Here is a 26,274-nt window from a genome sequence, read left to right as displayed (position 1 = left end):
TCAGGAATTAACGCCAGACTATCGCCTCCATTTCGGGAGGGATTCATGGTCTTGCATTCCACGCGCTGGCTGGCGCTCAGCTATTTCACCTATTTCTTTAGTTACGGTATTTTTTTGCCTTTCTGGAGCGTCTGGCTCAAGGGAATTGGTCTGACGCCTGAGACCATTGGCATCCTGCTGGGCGCGGGGCTGGTGGCACGTTTCCTGGGTAGCCTGCTGATTGCGCCCCGCGTCAGCGATCCCTCCTTACTGATTAAAGCGGTGCGAATTCTGGCCCTGCTGACGCTGGTCTTTGCGGCCTGCTTCTGGGTCAGCCATCAGTTTGCCTGGCTGATGGTGGTAATGGTTGGCTTTAATCTGTTCTTCTCCCCGCTAGTGCCGCTGACGGATGCCCTGGCGAACACCTGGCAAAAGCAGATCACCATGGACTATGGCCGCGTGCGCCTGTGGGGATCGATTGCCTTCGTGATCGGCTCTGCGCTGGTCGGGAAACTGGTCAGCCTCTATGACTATCGTGCCATTCTGGCGCTGTTAACGCTCGGCATCGCCTCGATGCTGCTCGGTATGTTGCTGCGTCCGTCGGTGATGCCGCAGGGCGAAAGCCGCCATCAGGAGAGCGCCGGCTGGCCCGCCTGGCGCTCGCTGGTGGCGCAAAGCTGGCGTTTCCTGGCCTGCGTCTGTCTGCTCCAGGGGGCACATGCGGCCTATTACGGCTTCAGCGCCATCTACTGGCAGGGGGCGGGCTACTCGGCTTCTGCGGTAGGCTACCTGTGGTCGCTCGGCGTGGTGGCGGAGGTCATTATCTTCGCGCTGAGCCAAAAACTTTTCAGTCGTTTCGGGGCGCGTGACCTGCTGCTGCTTTCCGCCGTGTGCGGCGTGGTGCGCTGGGGCATCATGGGCTGGACGACGGAGCTGCCGTGGCTGATTGTGGCGCAAATTCTGCACTGCGGAACCTTCACCGTGTGCCATCTGGCGGCGATGCGCTACATCGCGGCGCGAGAGGGTGGGGACGTTATTCGTCTTCAGGCGGTCTATTCAGCGGTGGCGATGGGCGGCAGTATTGCGGTGATGACCGTATTTGCCGGTTTCCTCTATCAGCACCTGGGGCACGGTGTGTTCTGGGTGATGGCGCTGGTCGCTTTACCTGCCATCGTCATCCGCCCAAAGGTGGCTGCTCGCTCGTAACTATGATTCGAGCATAACGCGAATATGTTCCTGCTGCTGCGTGTTCAGGGCCTCAACGGCATGAATGAGCGGCGGCGAGAACAGCGGCAGGGCGGTTGGATAAGGCGTAATGACCAGCGCCGCCTCGCGGGGGGCGCCCTCCTTCTTAAACGCCTCCAGGCTAAGATAACGAATATTGAGCGGCAGCAGCGTCAGCTCGCGAAGCTGCTGCTCAATTAACGCTTCGCAGGCTTTATCTTCCCCCGTTAACAGGACCACCTGTTTTTCATGCAGGTCGGTCTCCTGCATCAGCCAGGCACCAAAAATCACCGCCACCAGAGCCATCTCTTCACCGGAGAATCGCAGACCAAATTCGGCTTCCAGCTCAAACAGCGCTTCTTTAGTGGTGCGCAGCAGCCGGGGGTATAAACGGTGGATCTCTTCCGGCAGGCTGTTGTCGATGCCGATGTCAAATAAGGAGCGGTCCAGCGCCTGAGCCAGATGAATATAAAGCTGATCGGTCAGCCCCTGCTCATCGCTGAAGTTCATCCCGGTTTGCGCCCGGAAACGGGCAATCATACGCACGATGGCGCGACGCAGGCGCTGATCCTGCTGGTGTTTATCCATCACCGGGTCTGGTGTGCGAAGCATCATAAACAGCAGCGCCAGGAACAGCTGTTCATCGCTGTGCGTTCCCTGCGGGACGCGCCGTTTCCAGTGGCGGACAATTTCCTGCGCCGTAAAGTATTCCCCTCGGGACTGCGTCCAGCTGCGCTGAACGGGCGAAAACTCTGGCGTATTGCCCAGATGATGCTGAATCAGACAATATTGCAGATAAAGCTGTAAAAACTGTACGTCGCGGGACTCAAACTGGCGCTGAAGCTTGCGCGCACAAAAGTTGATAAGCGCCCTAAGGTTCGCATCGTCATAAAGCGGGCGGGCAATGCCGTGCTGTTTAAGCGCGGTTTTTAAGGCAGGGGTAAACTGTTGGGCAACAAAATGTGGACACAGCCGGAGCGCCCTGCGCAGCCAGTGCAGCAGGCACAAACGTTGATTCAGGGCGGTACCCTCAATTCGGTAGCAGCCATCATGGTGCGTGACAATATCAAGCCGATGATAGCGCTGGATTTCATCGCGCGTCTCGGCTATATCTTGCCGTGCCATGACGTCGTCCACGCCGTTGGCAGCGATTATGCTCTGTGCGGTGACGGCAGCATCGGGCAGGTAAAGCATCAAAAGCACCTGGCAGCGGCGCTGCGAACTGGAAAGCACAGATGGAATTTCAAGCGTCGTCATCATCTGTCGGGTATCCAGTGTGAATGTTTGATAAGAATAGCTAAAGGATGGGCGCTGAAAAGCGCACCGGCAGGCCTTTCACTCAGGATTGCTGGCGAACATCACAGAATTTTTGACGTGAGGAACAGATGCAAATAGTTAAACAAAGCGCGGTAGCGTTATTTTTGGCGGTTTTCACTTTTGCCGCCGGCGCACATCCTCACAGTTTTATCAGCCTGAAAACCGAACTGGTGACGGACGGCACGCAGCTCAGCGGCCTGAAAATGCGCTGGACGATGGATGAAATCACCTCCGCCGACCTGCTGTACGATGCCGGAAACGCAAAGCCTGGCGATGAGATCTGGAAAAAGCTGGCGGCGGAAGTGATGGCCAACGTGCTGGGTCAGCACTACTTCACCGAGTTCTGGCACAACGGACAAAAGGTGAAATTTCTCAACCGTCCCACGGTGTACGGTATGACCCGCGACGGACATCAGGCGGTGCTGACCTTTATCCTTCCGCTGGCGCACCCTCAACCGCTGGCCGGGCAGAAGTACAGGTTTTCCACGTTTGACCCAACCTACTATGTCGATATGCGCTATGACAATGACAGCGACGTACGGCTGCCGGACGCGCTGCAAAAAAGCTGCAAAATTGCCGTGCACACCCCGAAACCCAGCGAAGAGATGCTGAACTTTGCCGTTTCTCTTGATAAAGAGGATGCGCCCCCCGAAGACATGGAGTTAGGTAAACAGTTTGCGCAGGAGGTGACGTTACAATGTCAGTGATCTCCTCTCCCGTCAGTAAGCCGCGTCGCTGGCTGCACCTCTGGCCTCTGGCGCTCTTTTTGTTGTTATCGGTTGGCGGCGCGCTCTGGCTGTGGCAGGCATGGCCGCAGGTGATGATGAAAAGCATCCTCTGGCAGCGGGAAGTTAATCAGCAGATGAGCGGTCTGCTGAAAGCCGTGGCGGAAAATCCGACCAAAGCGGGCGGCGCTCTTCTGGCGTTCAGCTTTATCTATGGCGTGCTGCATGCCCTGGGACCGGGGCACGGCAAAATCGTCATCACGACCTGGCTTGCCACGCATCCGTCGAAGCTGAAATCGAGTATCGGCCTGACGCTGGCTTCTTCTTTACTTCAGGGCGGAGTGGCGATTGCGCTGGTCGTGGTCGTCCTTTCGCTGCTACAGCTGCCGGCCCGCCAGCTGCATATGAGCAGCTTCTGGCTGGAGAAGGGGAGTTACGCGCTGGTAGGCGTGCTGGGGCTGATCCTCTGCTGGCGGGCGCTGAAAAAATTGCGCGCGTTGCTGCGAAAACCAAAATTCAAATCCTTTACACCGCATCACGTTCACCATGAAAACTGCGGGTGCGGGCATCAGCATCTGCCGACGCAGGAACAATTACAGAACAGTGAGGACTGGCGTGCGCGCCTGATGATTGTTCTCTCAATGGGGATGCGTCCATGCTCGGGCGCAATCATGGTGCTGTTGTTCAGCAAAGTGACAGGCGTATTTGGCTGGGGCATGCTCTCGGCGCTGGCGATGGCGGCGGGAACGTCTCTGACGATCTCTTCGTTAGCCCTGCTGGTGCACAGCTTCCGTCAGCTGGCGGTAAAACTCAGCGGCAATAAAACGCCGGTATTGTGGCGACAGGTTGGCTGGACGACGCTGGCACTGGCGGGTGGGGTGATTCTGCTGGTAGCGGCGGTGACAATGTGGATGAGTGCGGTGCCGGTGGGAAGGGGGTTGCGGCCGTTTTAGCCGTATCTGAGGCGTGTTGTAGGCCCGGTAAGCGTAGCGCCACCGGGCTTAACAGACTGAATTAACGCTTCAGCGCATCGCTCAGTTCATCACGCATGTTTGCCAGCATGGCTTTAACAACGCGCGGGTTACCTGCAACGATGTTGCCGGTAGACATATAGTTATGGCCGCCGGTGAAGTCGCAAACAATCGCGCCAGCTTCACGTGCGATCAGCTCGCCCGCCGCGAAGTCCCACGGCTTCAGAGACAGCTCAAAGTAACCGTCAACGCGGCCGGTCGCGACGTAGGCCAGATCCAGTGCAGCAGAGCCGGTGCGACGGAAGTCCGCGCATTCGGTGAACAGCTTGCCCAGGATATTCATATAAGTGGTTGCGTGCTGCTTCGCCTTGAACGGGAAGCCGGTCGCCAGAATCGTGCCGTCCAGATCGCGTGCATTGCTGCAACGCAGACGGTAGCCGTTCAGCTGCGCGCCCTGACCGCGGGTCGCGGTGAACAGTTCGTTACGCATTGGATCGTAAACAACGGCGACTTCAGTACGGCCTTTGATGCGTACTGCGATAGACACAGAGAAGTGTGGCAGGCGTTTGACGAAGTTGGTGGTGCCATCCAGTGGATCGATAACCCATTGAACATCCTGATCGGTACCTTCATGTTCACCGCTTTCTTCGGTGATGATGGTGTGCTGCGGGTAAGATTTGCGGATCGTTTCGATAATAATCGCTTCTGCGGCTTTATCTACGTTCGTCACGAAATCATTGCTGCCTTTCTGGCTGGTTTCTACGGAGTCTGGGGTTTCGTAGTGTTTGGCAATTACATTACCCGCCTTGCGCGCTGCGCGCACGGCGATGGTCAGCATCGGATGCATCGGTCTCTCTCACTGGATGTTAAAGAACAGGAAAATCGGCGCAGAGTATAGCAGCGGGATCGGATTATGTCTCTCGTTTATGATAATATGCCCGAATATTCTTCAGACACTGAATCCAGACATCTAAAAATTATGCTGCAAAACATTCGAATCGTGCTGGTCGAAACATCGCACACCGGCAACATGGGCTCTGTGGCCCGCGCTATGAAAACCATGGGCTTAACGAACCTGTGGCTGGTGAATCCGCTGGTGAAACCAGACTCTCAGGCTATTGCTCTGGCGGCCGGCGCCAGCGACGTGATCGGGAATGCGCAGATCGTGGACACCCTGGATGAAGCCCTGGCCGGTTGCAGCCTGGTGGTGGGGACCAGCGCGCGCTCCCGTACGCTGCCCTGGCCGATGCTGGACCCGCGTGAATGCGGCCTGAAAAGCATCTCAGAAGCGGAACAGGCGCCGGTTGCGCTGGTGTTTGGCCGTGAACGCGTTGGCCTGACCAACGAGGAATTACAGAAGTGTCACTATCATGTGGCGATTGCCGCCAACCCGGAATACAGCTCGCTGAATCTGGCGATGGCGGTGCAGGTGATCGCCTACGAAGTGCGCATGGCATGGCTGGCGACGCAGGAGAAACCGGTGGAACCTAAAGAAGAGACGGCCTACCCGCTGGTGGACGACCTCGAGCGCTTCTACGGTCATCTGGAGCAGACGCTGCTCTCAACCGGCTTTATCCGTGAAGGCCACCCGGGCCAGGTGATGAACAAGCTGCGCCGTATGTTCACCCGCGCGCGTCCGGAAAGCCAGGAGCTGAACATCCTGCGCGGGATTCTGGCGTCGATTGAGCAGAAGAATAAAGAGTAGTGCAGTGTGTTCGCCGGGTGGCGCTGCGCTTACCCGGCCTACAAAGCCCGTAGGCCCGGGTAAGCGAAGCGCCACCCGACAAAAAAAACGGCACAGAAGGTTAAATACCTGACTAAAACAGTCAAGTAAATAGTTGACCAATTTAGTCAGGAATGTCAGACTTGGCCCTGCTATGCAATACCCCCATTTTACAATAAAAAACCCCGGGCAGGGGCGAGTTTGAGGTTAAGTAAGACATGAGACTGACATCTAAAGGGCGTTATGCCGTGACCGCGATGCTGGACGTTGCGCTCAACTCCGAAGCGGGCCCGGTTCCGTTGGCTGATATTTCTGAACGACAAGGGATCTCCCTCTCTTACCTGGAACAGCTGTTCTCCAGACTGCGTAAAAATGGACTGGTGTCCAGCGTTCGTGGCCCGGGCGGCGGTTATCTGCTGGGTAAAGACGCGGGCAGTATAGCGGTTGGCGAAGTGATTAGCGCGGTTGACGAATCCGTTGACGCGACCCGTTGCCAGGGTAAAGGCGGCTGCCAGGGCGGCGATAAGTGCCTGACCCACGCGCTGTGGCGCGATCTGAGCGACCGTCTGACCGGCTTCCTGAACAACATCACCCTGGGTGAACTGGTGAATAACCAGGAAGTTCTGGACGTGTCGGGTCGTCAGCAAAGCCATGAATCACAACGCAGCACCCGCGCGCAAGACGCAATCGACGTTAAACTGCGCGCGTAATAAAAAGATAAGTATTTCAGAATCAGGCCGGGGCGTTAGCTCGCCCCGTGTACTCGGTCGTACATCCAGCCGGTTGCCTGATTCCTTGCATTGAAGCGATGTACGGAGTTTATAGAGCAATGAAATTACCGATTTATCTCGACTACTCCGCAACCACGCCGGTGGACCCGCGTGTTGCCGAGAAGATGATGCAGTGTCTGACCCTGGACGGAAACTTTGGTAACCCAGCTTCCCGTTCTCACCGTTTTGGCTGGCATGCTGAAGAGGCGGTTGATATCGCCCGTAATCAGATTGCTGACCTGGTCGGTGCCGACCCGCGTGAAATTGTTTTCACCTCCGGCGCGACCGAATCCGACAACCTGGCGATCAAAGGTGCTGCCAACTTTTATCAGAAAAAAGGCAAGCACATTATCACCAGCAAAACCGAACACAAAGCCGTGCTGGACACCTGCCGTCAGCTGGAGCGTGAAGGGTTCGAAGTGACTTACCTGGCGCCGCAGAGCAACGGGATCATCGACCTGAAAGAGCTCGAAGCGGCCATGCGTGATGACACCATTCTGGTTTCCATCATGCACGTTAACAACGAAATCGGCGTTGTGCAGGACATCGCAACCATCGGCGAAATGTGCCGTGCGCGCGGCATCATCTACCACGTGGATGCGACCCAGAGCGTGGGCAAACTGCCTATCGACCTGAGCCAGCTGAAAGTGGACCTGATGTCCTTCTCCGGTCACAAAATCTATGGTCCGAAAGGTATCGGCGCGCTGTACGTTCGTCGTAAGCCACGTATCCGCATCGAAGCACAGATGCACGGCGGTGGTCACGAGCGCGGTATGCGTTCCGGTACGCTACCTGTTCACCAGATCGTGGGCATGGGCGAAGCGTATCGCATCGCGAAAGAAGAGATGGAAACCGAGATGGCACGCCTGCGTACGCTGCGTAACCGTCTGTGGGACGGCGTGAAAGATATGGAAGAAGTGTATCTGAACGGCGATCTCGAGCAGGGCGCGCCAAACATCCTCAACGTCAGCTTCAACTATGTTGAAGGCGAGTCGCTGATCATGGCGCTGAAAGACCTGGCCGTTTCTTCCGGTTCTGCCTGTACGTCTGCAAGCCTGGAGCCATCCTACGTGCTGCGCGCGCTGGGTATGACTGACGAGCTGGCACACAGCTCTATCCGTTTCTCTTTAGGTCGTTTTACTACCGAAGAAGAGATTGACTACACCATCAAACTGGTTCGTAACTCCATTGGCCGTCTGCGCGACCTTTCTCCACTGTGGGAAATGTTCAAGCAGGGCGTGGATCTGAACAGCATTGAATGGTCACATCACTAATCGGTACATAAGGAGAATTCAATCATGGCATACAGCGAAAAAGTTATCGATCATTACGAGAACCCGCGCAACGTTGGCTCTTTTGACAACAGCGATGAATCTGTCGGTAGCGGTATGGTTGGCGCGCCAGCGTGTGGCGACGTGATGAAGTTGCAGATTAAAGTCAACAATGAAGGTATCATTGAAGACGCGCGCTTCAAGACCTACGGCTGCGGTTCAGCTATCGCGTCCAGCTCCCTGGTCACCGAATGGGTGAAGGGCAAGTCTCTGGACGAAGCACAGGCAATCAAGAACACGGATATTGCTGAAGAACTCGAACTGCCACCGGTGAAAATTCACTGCTCTATTCTGGCAGAAGACGCGATCAAAGCCGCCATTGCGGATTACAAAAGCAAACGTGAAGCAAAATAATTGAGGTTTGAGTATGTCGATTACCCTTAGCGACAGCGCTGCCGCGCGAGTAAGCTCTTTTCTGGCGAACCGTGGTAAAGGCTTTGGCCTGCGACTGGGCGTACGTACCTCCGGCTGTTCTGGTATGGCTTACGTACTGGAGTTTGTTGACGAACCGGCGTCTGATGACACCGTGTTTGAAGACAAGGGCGTGAAGGTGGTGGTCGATGGCAAAAGCCTGCAATTCCTCAACGGCACTCAGCTGGACTTCGTAAAAGAAGGCCTGAACGAAGGGTTCAAATTCACGAATCCGAACGTCAAAGACGAGTGTGGTTGCGGCGAAAGCTTCCACGTTTAACCGCGCGTCATCCGAAACCCCACCGTGGCTTTGCTACGCGTGGGGTTTGTTCTAACAGGCTACCCCTGAGATTGTTATGGATTACTTCACTCTCTTCGGACTACCCGCTCAATACCCGATCGATCTCCAGGCGCTGACGGTCCGTTTTCAGGATCTCCAACGTCAGTACCATCCGGATAAATTCGCCAGCGGGACGCAGGCAGAGCAGCTGGCTGCGGTATCACACTCCGCAACCATCAACCAGGCCTGGCAAACGCTGCGTCATCCGCTGGCGCGTGCAGAATATCTGCTCTCGCTCCACGGTTTCGATCTGGCGAGCGAACAGCATACCGTGCGCGACACCGCCTTTCTGATGGAACAGCTGGAGCTGCGCGAAGAGCTGGATGAAATTGAACAGGCTAAAGACGAAGCGCGCCTGGAAAGCTTTATCACGCGCGTAAAGGGCATGTTCGATACCCGCCATCAGCAGATGGTGGAGCAACTGAACAACGAGACCTGGGACGTGGCGGCAGACACTGTGCGCAAACTCCGTTTTCTCGATAAACTGCGAAGCAGTGCTGAACAACTCGAAGAAAAGCTGCTCGATTTTTAATTTCGGAAGCAATTATGGCCTTATTACAAATTAGTGAGCCAGGCTTAAGCGCCGCACCGCACCAGCGTCGTCTGGCCGTCGGTATTGACCTGGGCACCACCAATTCCCTCGTGGCGACCGTGCGCAGCGGCCAGGCGGAAACGCTGGCTGACGAGCAGGGCCGCCATCTGCTGCCTTCCGTGGTCCACTACCAGCAGCAGGGTCACGCGGTCGGGTTTGATGCCCGCACCAACGCCGCGCGCGATCCGGCCAACACCATCAGCTCGGTTAAGCGCATGATGGGCCGCTCGCTGGCTGATATCCAGACCCGTTACCCGCATCTGCCGTATCAGCTACAGGCCAGCGAAAACGGCCTGCCGATGATCGCGACGTCTGCCGGTCTGCTGAACCCGATTCGCGTTTCTGCTGACATCCTCAAAGCGCTGGCGGCGCGCGCCACGGCGACACTCGGCGGCGATCTCGACGGCGTGGTAATCACCGTTCCGGCCTACTTCGACGATGCACAGCGTCAGGGCACCAAAGACGCCGCGCGTCTGGCGGGCCTGCATGTGCTGCGTTTGCTGAACGAACCGACGGCGGCGGCCATTGCCTACGGCCTCGATTCCGGTCAGGAAGGGGTGATTGCGGTTTACGATCTCGGCGGCGGGACGTTTGATATTTCAATCCTGCGCCTGAGCCGCGGCGTGTTCGAAGTGCTGGCGACCGGCGGGGATTCCGCGCTCGGCGGCGATGACTTCGACCATCTGCTGGCGGATTACATCCGCGAACAGGCGGGCATCAGCGATCGCAGCGATGCGCGCGTACAGCGTGAACTGCTGGATGCGGCCATCGACGCCAAAATCGCCCTGAGCGACGCGCAGTCGGTCACGGTTAACGTTGCGGGCTGGCAGGGTGAGATCACCCGCAATCAGTTCAGCGAACTGATCGCGCCTCTGGTTAAGCGTACCCTGCTGGCCTGCCGTCGCGCATTGAAAGATGCGGGCGTGGAGGCCAGCGAGGTGCTGGAAGTGGTCATGGTTGGCGGCTCAACCCGCGTGCCGCTGGTGCGCGAACGCGTGGGCGAATTCTTTGGCCGCACGCCGCTGACGTCTATCGACCCGGACAAAGTGGTTGCCGTGGGCGCCGCTATCCAGGCCGATATCCTGGTCGGCAACAAGCCGGACAGCGAAATGCTGCTGCTGGACGTCATCCCGCTGTCTCTGGGTTTAGAAACCATGGGCGGCCTGGTGGAGAAAGTCATTCCGCGTAACACCACCATTCCGGTGGCGCGCGCGCAGGAGTTTACTACCTTCAAAGACGGCCAGACCGCGATGTCCATCCACGTGATGCAGGGCGAGCGCGAGCTGGTGCAGGACTGCCGCTCTCTGGCGCGCTTTGCGCTGCGCGGAATTCCGGCGTTGCCGGCGGGCGGGGCGCATATTCGCGTCACTTTCCAGGTGGATGCGGACGGCCTGCTGAGCGTCACGGCGATGGAAAAATCGACCGGCGTGGAATCGTCCATCCAGGTGAAGCCGTCCTACGGCCTGACCGATGGCGAAATCGCCTCCATGATTCAGGACTCAATGAGCTACGCCGAGCAGGATGTGAAGGCGCGTATGCTGGCCGAACAAAAAGTGGAAGCCGCACGCGTGCTGGAAAGCCTGAACGGCGCGCTCGCTGCCGATGCCGCGCTGTTAAGCGCCGCTGAGCGCCAGGTGATTGACGACGCTGCCGCGCGCTTAAGCGCAGTCGCCGAAGGCAATGACGCTGACGCAATAGAAGAAGCCATTAAAAACGTTGATAAACAAACCCAGGACTTCGCTGCTCGCCGCATGGACAAATCTGTCCGCGTCGCGCTGAAAGGCCAGTCCGTGGACGAGGTTTAATATGCCAAAGATTGTAATTTTGCCTCATGCGGACCTCTGTCCGGATGGCGCTGTTCTGGAAGCGAAGACCGGTGAAACTATTCTCGATGTAGCCCTGCGTGCAGGTATCGAAGTGGAACACGCCTGTGAAAAATCCTGTGCCTGCACAACGTGCCACTGCATCGTGCGTGAAGGTTTCGACTCTCTCGCAGAGAGCACCGAAGACGAAGACGACATGCTGGACAAAGCATGGGGTCTGGAGCCCGACAGTCGCTTAAGCTGCCAGGCCGCGGTGACCGATGAAGATCTGGTCGTGGAGTTCCCACGTTACACCATCAACCACGCACGCGAGCATTGATATGGGACTGAAGTGGACAGACAGCCGTGAAATCGGCGAGGCGCTCTACGACGCGAACCCGGATCTCGATCCGAAGACCGTACGATTCACAGACATGCATCAGTGGATTTGCGATCTGGAAGATTTTGACGACGATCCAAACGCATCCAATGAAAAAATTCTGGAGGCGATTCTGTTAGTCTGGTTAGATGAAGCAGAATAGATAACATAAACGGGCTGCCTTCAGGCGGCCCGTTTGCTAGTTGCTAATAAGGATAAATAAAATGACCGAAGCGATGAAGATTACGCTCTCCACGCAGCCAGCCGACGCACGCTGGGGCGAAAAAGCCACCTACAGCATTAACAACGACGGTATTACCCTGCACCTGACGGGCAACGATGATTTGGGCCTGATCCAGCGCGCCGCGCGTAAAATTGACGGCCTGGGCATTAAGCATGTGTCTCTGGAAGGCGAAGGCTGGGACACCGACCGCAGCTGGGCGTTCTGGGCAGGCTACAAAGGCCCGAAAGGCACCCGCAAAATCGAGTGGGCGAACCTCGATGAAGCCGGTCAGAAAGAGCTGGAAAGCCGCCTGAAGATCATCGACTGGGTGCGCGACACCATCAACGCCCCGGCGGAAGAGTTAGGCCCTGAGCAGCTGGCGCAGCGCGCGGTTGACCTGCTGTGCGGCGTGGCGGGCGACAAGATGTCTTACCGCATCACCAAAGGTGAAGATCTGCGCGAGCAGAACTACATGGGCATCCACACCGTGGGCCGTGGTTCAGAGCGTCCTCCGGTCCTGCTGGCGCTGGATTACAACCCAACCGGCGATAAAGAAGCTCCGGTCTTTGCCTGCCTGGTGGGCAAAGGCATTACCTTCGACACCGGCGGCTACAGCCTGAAGCAGAGCGCGTTCATGGACTCCATGAAGTCCGACATGGGCGGCGCGGCAACCATCACCGGCGCGCTGGCGTTCGCCATCACCCGTGGCCTGAACAAGCGCGTGAAGCTCTACCTGTGCTGCGCGGACAACATGGTGAGCGGCAACGCCTTCAAGCTGGGCGACATCATTCGCTACCGCAACGGTAAAAACGTTGAGGTGATGAACACCGACGCCGAAGGCCGTCTGGTGCTGGCCGATGGCCTGATCGACGCCTCTGCGCAGAAGCCGGAGCTGATTATCGACATGGCAACCCTGACCGGCGCGGCGAAAACGGCGCTGGGTAACGACTATCACGCCCTGTTCAGCTTCGACGACAAGCTGGCCGCTCGCCTGCTGGCCAGCGCGGCGGCGGAAAACGAACCGTTCTGGCGTCTGCCGCTGGCCGAGTTCCACCGCAGCCAGCTGCCGTCCAACTTCGCCGAGCTGAACAACACCGCGAGCGCGGCGTACCCGGCGGGGGCAAGCACCGCAGCAGGCTTCCTGTCTCACTTCGTTGAGAACTACCATGAAGGCTGGCTGCACATTGACTGCTCCGCAACCTACCGTAAAGCGGCGGTTGAGCAGTGGTCTGCGGGTGCGACCGGTCTGGGCGTGCGTACCGTGGCGAACCTGCTGACGGCTGAGTGATCTTTTTTGCCGGGTAGCGCTACGCTTACGCGCGCCTTCGGAGTCATCGTATTGCCCGGCGGCGCTGCGCTTGCACGGGCCTACGGTTTTGTAGGCCGGGTCAGCGAAGCGCCACCCGGCGTTTTTTGAAGTAGCCAAACTATGTCAGAAACCAAAAACGAATTAGAAACCCTGCTGGAGCAGGCGGCGACCGAACCCGCCCACCGTCCGGCCTTTTTCCGCACGCTGCTGGAATCTACCGTCTGGGTGCCGGGCACCGCGGCGGAAGGGGAGCAGGTTGTCGAAGACAGCGCGCTGGATCTGCTGCACTGGGAGAAAGACGACGGCACCTCGGTGATCCCGTTCTTTACTTCGCTCGAGGCCTTGCAGGAAGCGGTAGAAGACGAACAGGCGTTCGTGGTGATGCCGGTGCGCACGTTGTTCGAAATGACCCTGGGGCAGACGCTGTTCCTCAACGCCAAACTGCCGACCGGGAAAGAGTTTACTCCGCGCGAAATCAGCCACCTGATTGGTGACGAGGGCAACCCGCTCAGCACTCAGGAGGTGCTGGAAGGGGGCGAAACGCTGCTGCTTTCTGAAGTGGCCGAGCCGCCCGCGCAGATGATTGACTCCCTGACCACGCTGTTTAAAACCATCAAGCCGGTAAAACGCGCGTTTCTCTGCTCCATCAAAGAGAGCGCTGACGAAAAGCCTGTTCTGCTGATAGGGATTGAGGCCGACGGCGATATCGACGAGATCATCCAGGCAGCGGGAAGCGTGGCAACCGACACCCTGCCGGGCGATGAGCCGATTGATATCTGTCAGGTGAAGAAAGGTGAGAAGGGGATCAGCCACTTTATTACCGAGCACATCACCCCGTTCTACGAGCGTCGCTGGGGCGGCTTCCTGCGCGATCTCAAGACCAACCGCATTATCTGATTACGGCGGGGTGACCTTCACCCCGTTGCTTCCAGCAGCAGTAAATCCATCAGCAGCACCAGATTCGACTCAAACGACGTCACCCCTGCGGCTTCGGCGGCGAAATGTACCGCTTCGTCATAGAGGGCAAAATGCACGTCCGCCATACCCGCCAGCGTATTGGCCGACGCGCGGGTAAACGCGACGATCGTCATGCCGACGTTTTTGGCGATCCGCGCTTTATCCAGTACCTGCTCCGTTTCGCCGCTGCGCGAAACGGCAATAAACACCTGATAGCGCGCGGCGTTGCTGAGAAAAATATTCCGGCTGTCTCCGGGCCCGGAGATGAATGCCGTTTTTCCCAGCACCTGCAACTTCTTGGTCAGGTACTCGGCAAAAAGGTACGAAAACCCGGCGCCGTAGAGAAAGAAGCTCTCTTTCTGGCGCAGCAGGCTGGCAAACTGCTGGCGTTTGTCCTGAGTGACCCACTGGAAGGTCAGCTGATAGTTGGCAACGAACCGGGTAAAAAGCGCGGGCATTTCCGCATGTTGCTCAGGCTGTACGGTGATATGCGGCGTGTCAGAAAGCAGCTGCTTGCAGTGCCAGATAAACTCGCTAAAGCCGCTAAACCCCAGCTTCTGGCACAGCCGCATAATCGTCGCGGTAGAGACAAATGTCGCCTGCGCCAGCTCGCGCACCGTGATGTTGCCCACCAGCAATGGATGCTCAGTGAGGTGGGCGAGGACGCGATACTCCGCGCGGGTCAGCGACGATCCGCGCGTTAACAGCGTTGCCAGGCGGTTATCCATTATTTCGCCGGTTCAACCGGCAGATCGTCCCGTGCACCCCATTCACTCCAGGCGCCGTCGTACAGAGTCACGTCATTCGCGCCAAGGGTTGCCAGCGCCAGGATCACCACGCAGGCCGTCACGCCGGAGCCGCAGCTGGCAATAACCGGACGATGCAAATCCACGCCCTGACGTTCAAAAATGGCACGCAATTCATCGGTGGTTTTCAGCTCGCCTTCAAACACCAGATCGCCCCACGGTACGTTCAGCGCCCCCGGGATATGTCCGCGTTTCAGTCCCGGACGCGGCTCGTCCGCTTCTGCGTTGAAACGTGGAGCGGGACGCGCATCGACGATTTGCGCCGTGTTTTCGTGGCTCACGACCAGCACGTCGGTCAGGCGCTTGACCACGTTAGCGTCAAACGTGGCATCAAATTCCCCTTCCGGCAGCGTGACGTCACCCTGCTGAAGCGGTAGTTCGTCGCGCTTCCAGCCTGCAAGTCCGCCCGCCAGAATCGATACCTTTTCCACGCCGAAGTTTTTCAGCATCCACCACGCTCGCGGCGCGGAAAACAGATTACCTTCATCGTAAACAACAAGATGTTTATCTTTGCTGATGCCCAGCTCGCGCATCGCCACGGAAAACGCTTCCGGGCGAGGCAGCATGTGCGGCAGGGGAGAGGTGTGATCGGAGAGGGCTTCGATATCAAAAAATACCGCGCCAGGCAGGTGCCCTGCACGGTATTCAGCGGGAACGTCACGATGCTCCTGGCCCGGAGGGGCCATGCGCGCGTCGATAATCTGAACTTCCGGGTCGTCGCCGTGCTCAATCAGCCAGTCGGCAGCGACAAAATATGAGGTGGACATGGTTGCCTCCATTCTTTTCCGTAAAAAAGGATTGTCGGTGTTTTTTCTGACACCGACAAGCTAACCACGTTCAACTCGCGAGCAAGCCCCTATTTTTTCACCGCTTCACCGTCCTGCCAGGCCTTTTGCAGCGCAGGCCAGTAGTCGCGGTTGGCTTCGATCATCTCATCCAGAATCGCTTTCGCGTGCTCCATGGTCGGCACGGTGCGGTTCAGAGTGAACGCCTGCAACGCTTTCTCGTAGCTGCCTTCGATGGTTGCCTCAACCAGCAGCTGTTCAGAGGCCAGCTGCTGTTGCAGGAGCGTCTGGTGGAACAGCGGCACCTGACCCACGCGGACAGGCTCCGGCCCTTCGGAGGTGATATAGGCAGGCACTTCCACCACCGCATCGTACGGTAAGTTGGTAATCGCCCCGCGGTTTTCCACCATCACCAGATGGCGTTGGCGCAGGTTGAACGCCAGCGAGCAGGCGACATCGACGATAAATTCGCCGTGAACACCTACGTGGAAGGCGTCCGGTAAGATCCCGCTGCGCTGGTACTCTTCGGCGGCGGCAAACAGCTTTTTCTCACGCCCGTTCATCACTTCGTTGGCGCGGGTATAGTCAGGGTTCTGATGCTCCACAATCTGGTTAGGCATCAGGTAGTACTGTAGATACGGGTTCGGCAGGTACTCCGGGAAGTTATCCATAATCGGCTTGATGTTGCGCCAGGTTTTCACCCACGACGGATCCGAGTGCTGCGGGTCGGTTTTCGCGGCATCTTCCGTCAGCAGGCCAAACTTCGCGATATGTTTACGCAGCTCCGGCAGCTTGTCCTCGCCGTCCACCCGCACGCGGGTAAACCAGCCAAAGTGATTGAGGCCAAAATAGTCCACCTCGAGTTTATGGCGATCCACGCCCAGAATGGCGCCCATATTGCGCATCGCGGCGACAGGCATATCGCAGATGTTCAGCACGCGGGCGTTGGGGCGCAGGCGACGCACGCCCTCAGCGACAATCGCCGCCGGGTTGGAGTAGTTCACGATCCACGCCTTTTCGTGCGCGTAGCGTTCCACCCGATCGATCAGCTCTACCATCGGCAGGATAGTACGCAGGCCATATGCCAGCCCGCCGGGTCCGCAGGTTTCCTGGCCGACCACCCCGTGGCGCAGCGGGATCTTTTCATCCTGCTCGCGCATTTTGTACTGTCCGACGCGCATCTGGGCAAAAACAAAATGCGCGCCGCTGAAGGCCACTTCCGGATCGCTGGTGACGGTGAATTTGATGCTCTGGCTGTGGTCTCGAATAACCTTCTCCACCACGGGCGCAATGGTGTTCTGGCGCGCCTCGTCAATGTCATACAGGCGGATCTCTGCCAGAGGGAAATCATGCAGACGTACCATCAGGCTTTTCACAATACCTGGCGTGTAGGTGCTACCGCCGCCGGCAATCGACAGAATAAATGGGGGTGTAAACATCTTTAGCTCCTTTCAGAGAAACGTCTCAACGGCTTCTCGCATTTTTTTGACATGCAGCCCGTAGACCACCTGAACGTTATTACCTTGTTTGATTATCCCTTTCGCGCCGGTCGCTTTCAGGCGCGGTTCGTCGATGATGGCGACGTCCTTCACCGTAACGCGTAAGCGGGTGTAGCAGTTATCCACTACCTCAATATTTTCCCGACCGCCCAGACCAACGACGATCGATTCGCCCAGCCCGTCGTTATTGCCCTTCGCCTGGTACTCCTGCTTGCTGTAAAGGCGTGTCTCCTGGTCCTCATCTTCACGCCCCGGCGTTTTCATGTTGAAGCGCAGGATCAGTAAGCGGAATACCACGAAATAAAGGGCGAACATGATCAGCCCGACCACGATGTACATGGGCCAGTTGGACTTCTCCGTGCCGAGCGGCAGGTTGTAGAGGATGAAATCGATAATCCCGTTGGCGCCGATGGCGTGAACGCCAAACAGCGAGAACAGCATCATGCCGATGCCGGTCAGCACCGCATGCACCACGAACAGCAGCGGGGCGACGAACAGGAAGGAGAATTCAATCGGCTCGGTTACGCCGACCAGCAGCGAGGTCAGCGCCGCCGGGATCAGAATCGCTTTCGCAATCGCTTTACGCTCTGGCTTCGCGGTCATGTACATCGCCAGCGCGGCGGCAGGAAGGCCGAACATCTTGCTGATGCCGCGCGCATCCCACACCACGGTACTGCTGAGCTGCTTCACGTCCGGGCAGGCCATCTCGGCGAAGTAGATATTGCGCGCGCCCTGATAGGTTGCGCCACACACCTCCTGCGTACCGCCCAGTTCGGTATACAGGAACGGCGTATAGACCAGATGATGCAGGCCCGTCGGCACCAGAATGCGTTCAAGGAAACCGTAGATCGCCACGCCAAACGGACCGGACCCTTTGATCGCCAGCGCCAGAGCGCTTATTCCATGCTGTGCGTACGGCCAGAGTTCGCTCATGACCACGCCGAGCAGCATAGAGACAGGCAGCATCACAATCGCGACAAAGCAGTGGCCGGAGTAAATCGCCATCGCGCCGTTAAACTGGACACTGGAATATTTGTTGTACAGATAACCGGAGAGCGCCCCGGTCAGGATCCCGGCGAAAACGCCCATCTCCAGCACCTGGACGCCCAGCACCATGCTTTGTCCGGCGGCTTTCATCTGTTCCGCAGGGGCCAGTTCTCCCTGAAGCTGTAACGTCACGTTCATCGCGTTAATGAATACGATAAAGGTCACCAGCCCAATCAACGCCGCGTAGCCTTTGTCTCGTGTTGCCAGTCCAATGGGGATCCCGACGGCAAATACCAGCGCCAGGTTGACCAGCACCGACACGGCAGATTTGGCGATCAGCTGGCCGATACTCTGGATCAGCGGGTGGCCGAGAAACGGCAGGTACTCGGCCAGATTGCCGTTACCCAGCACATTCCCAAAGGCGATAAACAGGCCGACGATGGGTAAGATAAGTACAGGTCCGTACAATGATTTTCCGAAATTTTGTAGGGCGTTCACGGCTCGTTTCATGGCTTTCTCTCTTATTGAACCGCGCACTCGGGGTGCGTCATGGTCATAAAACTAGCAGGCCTGATGCGAGCTTATCCAGCTATCTTCTTGTTTTAAAAACAAATGACGCGAAAGGTAACATGTTACGTTATGCGCTGTGATCGCCGTTCCATCACGGTTTGGCTGCGTGATGCCATTCTGCGAGGTGATTTCCAGATTATAAAATTGGACTTTTTGTATTAACGAAACTTGCGGATAATACTTATCCGGACGATGACCAACAGGCCCCTCAGGCCAGGGACACAGGATGAAACCGTTTCGCTTAGCTGCGATCTCTCTCGCGCTGCTCACCACCTTTACGCTTGTCGGCTGTGATAACAGCGACGACAAACCTCAGGCCGCTGCCCCCGCAGCGTCTACTGCATCAGAACAGAAAACCCCGGCAAAACCGGATCCTGAAAAGCTGGCTAAGCTGGCCGCGCAGAGTCAGGGCAAGGCGTTGACGCTGCTGGATGCCTCTGAAGTGCAACTCGACGGCGCTGCGACGCTGGTTCTGACCTTCTCTGTACCGCTGGATCCCAGCCAGGATTTTGCGAAAACGGTGCATGTGGTGGATAAAAAAAGCGGCAAAGTGGACGGCGCCTGGGAACTGGCCCCCAATCTGAAAGAGCTGCGCCTGCGCCATCTGGAGCCGAATCGTAATCTGGTCGTCACCGTCGAACGTAATTTGCTGGCGCTGAACAAAGCGACATTCGGCATCGACTATGAAAAAGCGATCACCACCCGGGATGTTGAACCGATGGTCGGATTCGCCAGCCGCGGATCGCTGCTGCCGGGTAAGGTGGTGGAAGGGTTGCCGGTGATGGCGCTCAACGTCAACAATGTGGACGTGAACTTCTATCGCGTGAAGCCGGAGTCGCTGGCCTCGTTTGTCAGCCAGTGGGAGTACCGTAACTCGCTGACCAACTGGGAATCTGACAACCTGCTGAAGATGGCGGAACTGGTCTACACCGGCCGTTTCGACCTCAACCCGGCGCGCAATACGCGTGAAAAACTGCTCCTGCCGCTCAAAGATATTAAGCCGCTCCAGCAGTCTGGCGTCTATATCGCCGTGATGAATCAGGCTGGTCACTATAACTACAGTAACGCCGCGACGCTCTTTACCTTAAGTGATATTGGGCTGTCCGCTCACCGTTATCATAACCGCCTGGACATCTTCACCCAGAGTCTTGAAAACGGTGCGGCGCAGTCAGGTGTGGCCATTACCCTTCTGAACGATAAAGGGCAGACCCTGGCCGAGGCGAACAGCGACGCCGATGGTCATGCGAAACTGGAAACCGATAAAGAAGCCGCGCTGATCCTGGCCAGTAAGGATGGACAGACCACGCTTCTTGATCTCAAACTTCCGGCGCTGGATCTGGCGGAGTTTGATATCGCCGGTAACCCGGGTTACCGCAAACAATTCTTTATGTTTGGCCCGCGCGATCTTTATCGTCCGGGTGAAACGGTGATCCTGAACGGCCTGCTTCGCGACAGCGATGGCAAACCGCTTCCCGATCAACCGGTAAAACTTGACGTGCTGCGCCCGGACGGACAGGTGGCGCGTACGGTCGTTGTGCAACCTGAGAAAGGCCTTTATCGCTTCAACTATCCGCTCGATAGCGGCGCCCAGACCGGCATGTGGCATATTCGCGCTAATACGGGCGATAACCAGCAGCGCATGTGGGATTTCCACGTCGAAGATTTTATGCCTGAGCGTATGGCGCTGAATCTGACCGGGCAAAAAACGCCGGTTTCCCCGCAGGATAATGTCGACTTTAACGTTGCTGGCTATTACCTGTATGGCGCGCCGGCTAACGGCAATTCTCTGCAAGGCCAGCTTTTCCTGCGTCCGCTACGTGACGCGGTGCCTGCGCTGCCTGGCTTCCAGTTCGGTGATATTGCCGAGGAGAACCTGAGCCGCAGCCTGGATGAAGTGCAGCTTACGCTGGACGAACAGGGGCGTGGGCAGGTTACCACCGAAAGCCAGTGGAAAGAGGCGCACTCGCCGCTGCAACTGATTTTGCAGGCCAGCCTGCTGGAATCAGGTGGGCGTCCGGTAACGCGACGCGCCGAGCAGGCTATCTGGCCTGCGGCTGAACTTCCGGGGATCCGCCCACAGTTCGCCAGCAAGGCCGTTTACGACTACCGTACCGATACCACCGTCAATCAGCCGATTGTCGATGAAAACGGCAACGCCAGCTTTGACATCGTCTATGCCGATGCCAGCGGGACGAAAAAAGCGGTATCTGGTTTGCAGGTGCGTCTGATCCGTGAGCGTCGCGACTACTTCTGGAACTGGTCCGAGAGTGAGGGCTGGCAGTCTCAGTTTGATCAAAAAGATCTGGTTGAGGGCGAGCAGGAGCTAAACCTCAAGGCCGATGAAACCGGTAAAGTCACCTTCCCGGTGGAGTGGGGCTCATACCGTCTGGAAGTGAAAGCCCCTGATGACATGGTCAGCAGCGTGCGCTTCTGGGCGGGGTACAGCTGGCAGGATAACAGCGATGGCACGGGCGCTGCTCGCCCGGATCGTGTGACGCTGAAACTGGACAAGCCATCCTATCAGCCAGGCGATACCATCAACCTGCATATTGCAGCGCCGGCCGCAGGCAAGGGCTATGCAATGATTGAATCCAGCGAAGGACCGCTGTGGTGGAAAGAGATCGACGTGCCAGCAAACGGTCTGGATCTCGCCATTCCGGTGGACAAGGACTGGAAACGTCACGATCTCTACCTCAGCACGCTGGTGGTTCGTCCTGGCGATAAATCCAAATCCGCCACGCCAAAACGGGCGGTTGGCCTGCTGCATCTGCCAATGGGGGACGAAAATCGTCGCCTGGCCATCGCACTGGATAACCCGCAAAAAATGCGTCCGAACCAGACGCTTTCTGTGAAAGTGAAAGCCAGCGTAAAAGAGGGGGCTGTGCCACAGAAGGTGAACGTGCTGGTCTCGGCTGTCGATAGCGGCGTGCTGAACATTACCGACTACGTCACGCCGGATCCGTGGGAAGCTTTCTTCGGTCAGAAGCGCTATGGCGCGGACATCTATGATGTTTACGGCCAGGTGATTGAAGGTCAGGGACGTCTGGCCGCACTGCGCTTTGGCGGAGACGGCGATGAACTGAAACGCGGCGGTAAGCCACCGGTGAACCATGTCACCATAATTGCCCAGCAGGCGCAGCCGGTTACGCTTGATGCCAACGGCGAAGGCACCATCACGCTGCCGATTGGCGATTTCAACGGCGAACTGCGTCTGATGGCGCAGGCCTGGACGGAAGACGATTTCGGCAGCAGCGAAAGCAAAATCATTGTGGCGGCTCCGATTATCACCGAGCTTAACACGCCGCGATTCCTCGCAAGTGGCGATACCTCTCGCCTGACGCTGGACCTGACTAACCTGACGGACCAGCCGCAAACGCTGAACATTGCGTTAACCGCAACCGGTAAGTTGTCGCTCGAAGGCGCTCAGCCAGAGCCGGTTAAGCTGCCGCCTGGCGCACGTAGCACCCTGTTTATTCCGGTGCGCGCCCTGGAAGGCTATGGTGATGGTGAAGTGACTGCTCAGGTGACGGGGCTTCAGCTCCCTGGTGAGACGTTTGCGCCGCAGCAGAAAAGCTGGAAAATTGGCGTGCGTCCCGCATTCCCGGCGCAAACGGTGAATACGGGCACGATGCTGAACCCTGGCGAATCCTGGAGTGCACCAGCACAGCATATCAACGGTTTCTCGCCTGCCACGCTACAGGGGCAGCTGTTGCTCAGCGGTAAACCACCTTTAAATCTGGCGCGCTACATTCGTGAACTTCAGGCCTATCCATACGGATGTCTTGAGCAGACCACCAGCGGCCTGTTCCCGTCGCTTTACACCAACGCGGCACAACTTAAGGCACTGGGTATTAAAGGCGATACCGACGATAAACGCCGTGCGGCCATTGATATCGGGATCTCCCGTCTGCTGCAAATGCAGCGTGACGATGGCGGTTTTGCCTTGTGGGATAAAAACGGCCCGGAAGAGTACTGGCTGACCGCCTATGTCACGGACTTCCTGGTGCGGGCAGGGGAGCAGGGTTACAGCGTGCCTGCCGAGGCAGTGAATAACGCCAACAGCCGACTGTTGCGCTATTTACAGGATCCGGGGATGATGTCCATCCGCTACAGCGACGACACCCAGGCCAGCAAATTTGCTGTTCAGGCGTACGCTTCGCTGGTGCTGGCTCGTCAGCAAAAAGCGCCGCTCGGTGCGCTGCGTGAAATCTGGGAGCGCCACGCTCAGGCTGCTTCCGGGCTTCCGTTGATGCAGCTGGGCATGGCACTCAAACTGATGGGGGATGCACCGCGCAGCCAGCAGGCGCTGGATCTGGCTCTCAAAACTCCCCGTAACGACAGCCGAAACTGGATGGCGGATTACGGCAGCCAGCTGCGTGATAATGCCCTGATGCTCTCCCTGCTGGAAGAGTACAAGCTGCTGCCGGATGCGCAAAACAGGCTGCTGAACGCGTTATCTGAAGACGCGTTCAGCCAGCGCTGGCTGTCTACCCAGGAGAGCAATGCGCTATTCATGGCCGGACGTTCACTGCAAACCTTGTCAGGCGCGTGGACGGCAACGACCAGCCTCTCTGAACAGACCCAGAGCAGTGATAAAGCGCAGGTAGAAAACCTGAACGGCGACCAGCTTGGTGCGTTGCAGGTGACGAATAACGGCACTACGCCGCTGTGGGTACGACTGGACACGACTGGCTATCCGGAGTACGCGCCTCAGCCATCCTCTAATGTCTTGCAGATTGAACGTCATATCCTGGCGACAGACGGCAGCAGCAAGTCGCTCTCTTCTCTGAAGAGCGGTGAGCTGGTTCTGGTGTGGCTGGAGGTGAAGGCCAGCCAGAACGTGCCGGATGCGCTGGTGGTGGATCTGCTCCCGGCAGGTCTGGAGCTGGAAAACCAGAATCTGGCGAGCAGCAGCGCCAGCTTGCAGGACAGCGGCAGTGAAGTGCAAAACCTGCTGAATCAGATGCAACAGTCTGATATTCAGCACATGGAATTCCGCGACGATCGCTTTGTGGCCGCGGTGCCGGTCAATGAAGGTCAGCCGGTCACGCTGGTTTACCTGGCCCGTGCCGTTACGCCGGGAACCTACCAGGTGCCTGTTCCGATGGTCGAGTCCATGTACGTTCCGCAGTGGCGGGCAACGGGGGCGGCCAGTGGCCCGCTGATCGTTGTTCCGTAAGATGCGGATAGCACGCCTGATTCGCTCCCGCTGGCTGTGGCTGGCGGGAGCGCTTCTCGTTTCAGGGGGGCTGATTGTCGTCGCTGACCGCGTGTGGCCGTTGCCCCTGAAAGAGGTCAACCCAGCGCGAGTGGTGGTGGATGAGCAGGGTGTTCCGCTGTGGCGTTTTGCCGACAGCGAAGGCATCTGGCGCTATCCGGTTACCATTGAAGAGGTTTCCCCACGCTATCTTGAGGCGCTGATCCAGTATGAAGATCGCTGGTTCTGGGATCACCCTGGCGTCAATCCGCTTTCTGTACTGCGTGCCGCCTGGCAGGATCTCACCTCCGGGAGAGTGGTTTCCGGCGGGAGCACGCTTACCATGCAGGTGGCGCGCCTGCTGGATCCGCATCCGCGTACCTTTGGCGGTAAAATTCGTCAGCTGTGGCGGGCGATGCAGCTGGAGTGGCATCTCTCCAAGCGTGAAATCCTGACGCTGTATCTTAACCGTGCCCCGTTTGGCGGCACGTTGCAGGGCGTGGGCGCGGCAAGCTGGACTTACCTGGGAAAGCCGCCGTCTCAGCTGAGCTATTCCGACGCGGCGCTGCTGGCAGTGCTGCCGCAGGCACCCAGCCGTCTGCGCCCGGATCGCTGGCCGGAACGTGCCGAAGCGGCGCGGAACAAAGTGCTCGACCGAATGCTGACTCAGGGCGTCTGGTCAGAGAAGCAGGTCACAGAGTCCCGTGAAGAGCCGGTCTGGCTGGCTCCCCGGCAGATGCCGCAGCTGGCGCCGCTCTTTTCCCGCATGATGCTGAGTAAAAGTCGTGACACAAAAATAGTCACCACGCAGGATGCAGCTTTGCAACGACAGCTTGAAGAGCTGGCAATGAACTGGAAATCACGCCTGCCTGCCCGCAGTTCACTGGCGATGATCGTCGTGGATCATACATCCATGAAAGTGCGTGGCTGGGTAGGCTCGGTAGATATCAATGATGACAGCCGTTTCAGCCACGTGGATATGGTCAATGCGATCCGATCGCCGGGATCGGTCCTCAAGCCATTCATCTATGGCATGGCGCTGGACGATGGTCTGATCCATCCCGCTTCGTTATTACAGGATGTGCCAAGAAAAACGGGGGATTATCGTCCCGGCAACTTTGACAGCGGCTTCCATGGGCCAGTCAGTATGAGCGAAGCCCTGGTGCGTTCCCTCAACCTGCCTGCGGTGCAGGTTCTGGAAGCGTACGGCCCAAAACGTTTTGCCGGAATGCTGAGCAACGCGGGATTACCGCTCATTCTGCCTGCGGGGGCACAGCCCAACCTCTCTCTGATCCTGGGGGGCGCAGGCGCACGCCTGGCTGATATCGCTGCCGCCTATAGCGCCTTTGCGCGTCAGGGTAAGGCGGGCCGGCTGCGTTTACAGCCGGGCGATCCGCTGATCGAACGTCCGCTGCTGTCGCAGGGGGCGGCGTGGATCATTCGACGCATTCTCGCTAATGAAGCACAGCCCCTGCCGGACAGTGCGCTGCCCCAGGTTGCGCCGCTGGCGTGGAAAACGGGCACCAGCTATGGCTACCGGGATGCCTGGGCCATCGGCCTGAATGCCCGGTATGTCATTGGAATCTGGACCGGACGCCCGGACGGCACGCCCGTTGCCGGGCAGTTTGGTTTCGCCAGCGCGGTACCGCTCCTGAATCAGGTCAATAACATGCTTCAGTCCCGCTCGATGGTGGATGAAGCGCGCCTGCCGCGCGATCCGCGTCCTGCAAGCGTAGGACGGGGCGTGATTTGCTGGCCGGGGGGCCAGTCCCTGCCTGAAGGGAGCGAAAACTGTCGGCGTCGGCTGTCAACCTGGCTGCTGGAAGGCAGTGAACCGCCTACGCTGTTGCTGCCGGAACAGGAAGGTATTCGCGGGATCCGTTTCCCGGTCTGGCTGGATAAAGAAGGCAAACGCGTTGCGGCGGATTGTCCTGATGCGACAGAGAAAGTGCTGGATGTCTGGCCGCTACCGCTGGAGCCCTGGCTGCCTGCTGCTGAAAAACGGGCTGCTCGTCTTCCCGCCCGTTCAGCTATTTGCCCTCCGCTGGATAATCATAATGCGGCGCCGATGATGTTGTCAGGCGTCAGAGAAGGGGCGGTAATTAAACGTCTTCCGGGTGAGAAAAATATGACCCTCAACGTTTCAACCAGCGGCGGGGAGGGACAACGATGGTGGTTTTTGAATGGCGAACCGCTGGACGGGCATCAGAAGAATTATTCACTGCAATTATATTTGCCGGGTAAATATCAATTAATTGTATTAGATGAAACAGGACAAACGGCGACAGTGAATTTTGAATTAGATCGCTAAGTATTACCCCTCAAGAGTTAGCTTGATAATTATCAATATTCGTTCCTGAAAAAAAACGAGAATGCG

22 protein-coding genes are annotated in these 26,274 nt (G+C 57.8%); 16 read left to right on the top strand and 6 right to left on the bottom strand.

What is annotated here, in order from left to right:
* Positions 1-45 precede the first annotated feature (45 nt).
* Positions 46-1,185, top strand: coding sequence for a 3-phenylpropionate MFS transporter (locus RS584_RS17160; protein WP_315748373.1), 1,140 nt, complete (start codon positions 46-48; stop codon positions 1,183-1,185).
* On the opposite strand, the gene csiE is transcribed toward RS584_RS17160, so the two are convergent.
* Positions 1,186-2,463, bottom strand: coding sequence for a stationary phase inducible protein CsiE (gene csiE / locus RS584_RS17155; RefSeq protein WP_193360994.1), 1,278 nt, complete (start codon positions 2,461-2,463; stop codon positions 1,186-1,188). It abuts the gene before it with no gap.
* Between the two features lie 125 nt (positions 2,464-2,588).
* On the opposite strand from csiE, the gene RS584_RS17150 reads away from it, so the two are divergent.
* Together RS584_RS17150 and RS584_RS17145 are read left to right on the top strand one after the other, a co-directional pair.
* Positions 2,589-3,227, top strand: a complete 639-nt coding sequence (locus RS584_RS17150) for a DUF1007 family protein (RefSeq protein WP_048973745.1) — start codon at positions 2,589-2,591, stop codon at positions 3,225-3,227.
* A complete protein-coding gene (locus RS584_RS17145; RefSeq protein ID WP_315748372.1) occupies positions 3,218-4,198 on the top strand; it encodes a nickel/cobalt transporter in 981 nt (326 codons plus the stop codon). The genes RS584_RS17150 and RS584_RS17145 overlap by 10 nt, the downstream gene beginning before the upstream one ends.
* 61 nt (positions 4,199-4,259) lie before the next feature.
* On the opposite strand, the gene suhB is transcribed toward RS584_RS17145, so the two are convergent.
* Positions 4,260-5,063 carry an inositol-1-monophosphatase gene (suhB, locus tag RS584_RS17140; RefSeq protein WP_003860668.1) on the bottom strand — a complete coding sequence of 268 codons (804 nt, stop codon included), beginning with the start codon at positions 5,061-5,063 and terminating at the stop codon, positions 4,260-4,262.
* 132 nt (positions 5,064-5,195) lie between these two features.
* Between suhB and trmJ the strand changes: the two genes are divergently transcribed.
* From trmJ to sseB, 11 genes are all read left to right on the top strand, one after another.
* The gene (gene trmJ / locus RS584_RS17135; protein WP_015572157.1) at positions 5,196-5,921 is read left to right on the top strand and encodes a tRNA (cytosine(32)/uridine(32)-2'-O)-methyltransferase TrmJ; all 726 of its coding nucleotides are present in this window, start codon (positions 5,196-5,198) and stop codon (positions 5,919-5,921) included.
* 236 nt (positions 5,922-6,157) lie between these two features.
* Positions 6,158-6,649: a Fe-S cluster assembly transcriptional regulator IscR gene (gene iscR, locus RS584_RS17130; RefSeq protein WP_089597799.1), complete on the top strand. Its 492-nt coding sequence runs from the start codon at positions 6,158-6,160 to the stop codon at positions 6,647-6,649.
* Positions 6,650-6,768: 119 nt separating this feature from the next.
* Positions 6,769-7,983 carry a cysteine desulfurase gene (iscS, locus tag RS584_RS17125; RefSeq protein WP_003860663.1) on the top strand — a complete coding sequence of 405 codons (1,215 nt, stop codon included), beginning with the start codon at positions 6,769-6,771 and terminating at the stop codon, positions 7,981-7,983.
* Between the two features lie 24 nt (positions 7,984-8,007).
* Positions 8,008-8,394, top strand: a complete 387-nt coding sequence (gene iscU, locus RS584_RS17120) for a Fe-S cluster assembly scaffold IscU (protein WP_003860661.1) — start codon at positions 8,008-8,010, stop codon at positions 8,392-8,394.
* Between the two features lie 13 nt (positions 8,395-8,407).
* Positions 8,408-8,731 carry an iron-sulfur cluster assembly protein IscA gene (gene iscA / locus RS584_RS17115; protein WP_003860659.1) on the top strand — a complete coding sequence of 108 codons (324 nt, stop codon included), beginning with the start codon at positions 8,408-8,410 and terminating at the stop codon, positions 8,729-8,731.
* A 76-nt stretch (positions 8,732-8,807) separates the two neighbouring features.
* Positions 8,808-9,323, top strand: coding sequence for a co-chaperone HscB (gene hscB, locus RS584_RS17110; protein WP_003860657.1), 516 nt, complete (start codon positions 8,808-8,810; stop codon positions 9,321-9,323).
* A gap of 14 nt (positions 9,324-9,337) precedes the next feature.
* Positions 9,338-11,188: a Fe-S protein assembly chaperone HscA gene (hscA, locus tag RS584_RS17105; RefSeq protein WP_032654486.1), complete on the top strand. Its 1,851-nt coding sequence runs from the start codon at positions 9,338-9,340 to the stop codon at positions 11,186-11,188.
* Between the two features lies 1 nt (position 11,189).
* Positions 11,190-11,525 (top strand): ISC system 2Fe-2S type ferredoxin, encoded by a 336-nt coding sequence (gene fdx / locus RS584_RS17100; RefSeq protein ID WP_003860652.1) that lies wholly within the window; start codon positions 11,190-11,192, stop codon positions 11,523-11,525.
* 1 nt (position 11,526) lies between these two features.
* Complete coding sequence (gene iscX, locus RS584_RS17095; RefSeq protein ID WP_003860650.1) at positions 11,527-11,727, top strand: Fe-S cluster assembly protein IscX; 201 nt, start codon at positions 11,527-11,529, stop codon at positions 11,725-11,727.
* A 61-nt stretch (positions 11,728-11,788) separates the two neighbouring features.
* Entirely contained in the window at positions 11,789-13,075 is a 1,287-nt protein-coding gene (pepB, locus tag RS584_RS17090; protein WP_032649094.1) for an aminopeptidase PepB, read from the top strand.
* 141 nt (positions 13,076-13,216) lie between these two features.
* The gene (gene sseB / locus RS584_RS17085) at positions 13,217-13,993 is read left to right on the top strand and encodes an enhanced serine sensitivity protein SseB (protein WP_023325069.1); all 777 of its coding nucleotides are present in this window, start codon (positions 13,217-13,219) and stop codon (positions 13,991-13,993) included.
* A 17-nt stretch (positions 13,994-14,010) separates the two neighbouring features.
* On the opposite strand, the gene RS584_RS17080 is transcribed toward sseB, so the two are convergent.
* The 4 genes from RS584_RS17080 to RS584_RS17065 form a co-directional block, all read right to left on the bottom strand.
* On the bottom strand, positions 14,011-14,781 hold the full coding sequence (locus tag RS584_RS17080) for a MurR/RpiR family transcriptional regulator (protein ID WP_111962606.1): 771 nt from the start codon (positions 14,779-14,781) through the stop codon (positions 14,011-14,013).
* Complete coding sequence (sseA, locus tag RS584_RS17075; RefSeq protein WP_017383536.1) at positions 14,781-15,626, bottom strand: 3-mercaptopyruvate sulfurtransferase; 846 nt, start codon at positions 15,624-15,626, stop codon at positions 14,781-14,783. Before sseA ends, RS584_RS17080 begins: the two co-directional genes overlap by 1 nt.
* Before the next feature lie 89 nt (positions 15,627-15,715).
* On the bottom strand, positions 15,716-17,083 hold the full coding sequence (locus RS584_RS17070) for a 6-phospho-alpha-glucosidase (RefSeq protein ID WP_062933302.1): 1,368 nt from the start codon (positions 17,081-17,083) through the stop codon (positions 15,716-15,718).
* 12 nt (positions 17,084-17,095) lie between these two features.
* Positions 17,096-18,640 carry a PTS transporter subunit EIIC gene (locus tag RS584_RS17065; RefSeq protein WP_315748371.1) on the bottom strand — a complete coding sequence of 515 codons (1,545 nt, stop codon included), beginning with the start codon at positions 18,638-18,640 and terminating at the stop codon, positions 17,096-17,098.
* Between the two features lie 286 nt (positions 18,641-18,926).
* Here RS584_RS17065 and RS584_RS17060 point away from each other — a divergent pair, with 286 nt between their 5' ends.
* Both RS584_RS17060 and pbpC read left to right on the top strand, forming a co-directional pair.
* Complete coding sequence (locus tag RS584_RS17060) at positions 18,927-23,879, top strand: alpha-2-macroglobulin (RefSeq protein ID WP_315748370.1); 4,953 nt, start codon at positions 18,927-18,929, stop codon at positions 23,877-23,879.
* 1 nt (position 23,880) lies between these two features.
* Complete coding sequence (gene pbpC, locus RS584_RS17055) at positions 23,881-26,208, top strand: peptidoglycan glycosyltransferase PbpC (RefSeq protein WP_315748369.1); 2,328 nt, start codon at positions 23,881-23,883, stop codon at positions 26,206-26,208.
* Positions 26,209-26,274: the final 66 nt, after the last annotated feature.

The sequence above is a fragment of the Enterobacter sp. DTU_2021_1002640_1_SI_PRY_ASU_LCPMC_013 genome (assembly GCF_032389435.1).
In the GTDB taxonomy this organism is placed as follows: domain Bacteria; phylum Pseudomonadota; class Gammaproteobacteria; order Enterobacterales; family Enterobacteriaceae; genus Enterobacter; species Enterobacter hormaechei_C.
The sequence above is the reverse complement of the archived record's forward strand: the minus strand, read 5'-3'. Positions and strand labels throughout refer to the sequence as shown.

What these genes read in the sequence shown, in the direction of transcription:
- RS584_RS17160 (WP_315748373.1), top strand. Translation starts at nt 46, where the DNA reads ATGGTCTTGCATTCCACGCGCTGGCTGGCGCTCAGCTATTTCACCTAT.
- csiE (WP_193360994.1), bottom strand. Translation starts at nt 2,463, where the DNA reads ATGATGACGACGCTTGAAATTCCATCTGTGCTTTCCAGTTCGCAGCGC.
- RS584_RS17150 (WP_048973745.1), top strand. Translation starts at nt 2,589, where the DNA reads ATGCAAATAGTTAAACAAAGCGCGGTAGCGTTATTTTTGGCGGTTTTC.
- RS584_RS17145 (WP_315748372.1), top strand. Translation starts at nt 3,218, where the DNA reads ATGTCAGTGATCTCCTCTCCCGTCAGTAAGCCGCGTCGCTGGCTGCAC.
- suhB (WP_003860668.1), bottom strand. Translation starts at nt 5,063, where the DNA reads ATGCATCCGATGCTGACCATCGCCGTGCGCGCAGCGCGCAAGGCGGGT.
- trmJ (WP_015572157.1), top strand. Translation starts at nt 5,196, where the DNA reads ATGCTGCAAAACATTCGAATCGTGCTGGTCGAAACATCGCACACCGGC.
- iscR (WP_089597799.1), top strand. Translation starts at nt 6,158, where the DNA reads ATGAGACTGACATCTAAAGGGCGTTATGCCGTGACCGCGATGCTGGAC.
- iscS (WP_003860663.1), top strand. Translation starts at nt 6,769, where the DNA reads ATGAAATTACCGATTTATCTCGACTACTCCGCAACCACGCCGGTGGAC.
- iscU (WP_003860661.1), top strand. Translation starts at nt 8,008, where the DNA reads ATGGCATACAGCGAAAAAGTTATCGATCATTACGAGAACCCGCGCAAC.
- iscA (WP_003860659.1), top strand. Translation starts at nt 8,408, where the DNA reads ATGTCGATTACCCTTAGCGACAGCGCTGCCGCGCGAGTAAGCTCTTTT.
- hscB (WP_003860657.1), top strand. Translation starts at nt 8,808, where the DNA reads ATGGATTACTTCACTCTCTTCGGACTACCCGCTCAATACCCGATCGAT.
- hscA (WP_032654486.1), top strand. Translation starts at nt 9,338, where the DNA reads ATGGCCTTATTACAAATTAGTGAGCCAGGCTTAAGCGCCGCACCGCAC.
- fdx (WP_003860652.1), top strand. Translation starts at nt 11,190, where the DNA reads ATGCCAAAGATTGTAATTTTGCCTCATGCGGACCTCTGTCCGGATGGC.
- iscX (WP_003860650.1), top strand. Translation starts at nt 11,527, where the DNA reads ATGGGACTGAAGTGGACAGACAGCCGTGAAATCGGCGAGGCGCTCTAC.
- pepB (WP_032649094.1), top strand. Translation starts at nt 11,789, where the DNA reads ATGACCGAAGCGATGAAGATTACGCTCTCCACGCAGCCAGCCGACGCA.
- sseB (WP_023325069.1), top strand. Translation starts at nt 13,217, where the DNA reads ATGTCAGAAACCAAAAACGAATTAGAAACCCTGCTGGAGCAGGCGGCG.
- RS584_RS17080 (WP_111962606.1), bottom strand. Translation starts at nt 14,781, where the DNA reads ATGGATAACCGCCTGGCAACGCTGTTAACGCGCGGATCGTCGCTGACC.
- sseA (WP_017383536.1), bottom strand. Translation starts at nt 15,626, where the DNA reads ATGTCCACCTCATATTTTGTCGCTGCCGACTGGCTGATTGAGCACGGC.
- RS584_RS17070 (WP_062933302.1), bottom strand. Translation starts at nt 17,083, where the DNA reads ATGTTTACACCCCCATTTATTCTGTCGATTGCCGGCGGCGGTAGCACC.
- RS584_RS17065 (WP_315748371.1), bottom strand. Translation starts at nt 18,640, where the DNA reads ATGAAACGAGCCGTGAACGCCCTACAAAATTTCGGAAAATCATTGTAC.
- RS584_RS17060 (WP_315748370.1), top strand. Translation starts at nt 18,927, where the DNA reads ATGAAACCGTTTCGCTTAGCTGCGATCTCTCTCGCGCTGCTCACCACC.
- pbpC (WP_315748369.1), top strand. Translation starts at nt 23,881, where the DNA reads ATGCGGATAGCACGCCTGATTCGCTCCCGCTGGCTGTGGCTGGCGGGA.